The organism is Bartonella sp. CB10SXKL, from assembly GCF_042195515.1.
Taxonomy (GTDB): Bacteria; Pseudomonadota; Alphaproteobacteria; order Rhizobiales; family Rhizobiaceae; genus Bartonella.
On the sequence record NZ_JBHION010000137.1, the window covers coordinates 1 to 541 of the forward strand.

A 541-nucleotide genomic window follows, 5' to 3' on the forward strand; every position below is an offset into this window, starting at 1 on the left:
AAAACAATAATGAAAATACTCCCGTCAATGATAACGATAATGTCTCTTTAAACGAAAATACTTGTTTAAAAGCCATTTCTTATGAACAAGCCTTGCAACAAAATGGTTGGGGGCAATTACAACCGATTGCTACGGCTCTCTTACCCGTCGAGCCTTTTAAAATATTCCTGCTTCCAACACCATTAATAAACTATGTTTATGACGTTGCTGATATTCAACAATCTTCTATCGATTTTGTTGCTGTTTCTGCTTTATGTGGATTGTCTGCTGTCATTGGAAATGGCGTGCGGGTTTCTCCAAAACAACATGCCAATTGGAAAATTGTTCCTAATCTCTGGGGTGCCATTGTGGGGGAACCTTCAACTATGAAAACAGATACCATGGAAGCTGCTTTAGCACCTCTTGATGTTTTTCAAGAGGAATGGCATCAAGAATGGTTAAAGAAGAAAAAACAGCAAGAAACAAAAGATATTCTTATTGAATTAGACAAAAGAGAAAAGAAAAAACAAGCCTACAAAGCACTCAAAGATCAAGACGAGGA

Annotated in this window: 1 protein-coding gene; it reads left to right on the forward strand. The window is 37.2% G+C overall.

Annotated elements, in window-relative coordinates:
* On the forward strand, positions 1–541 hold a 541-nt coding region (locus ACFIK3_RS09875), incomplete at both ends, for a DUF3987 domain-containing protein (RefSeq protein WP_375676651.1).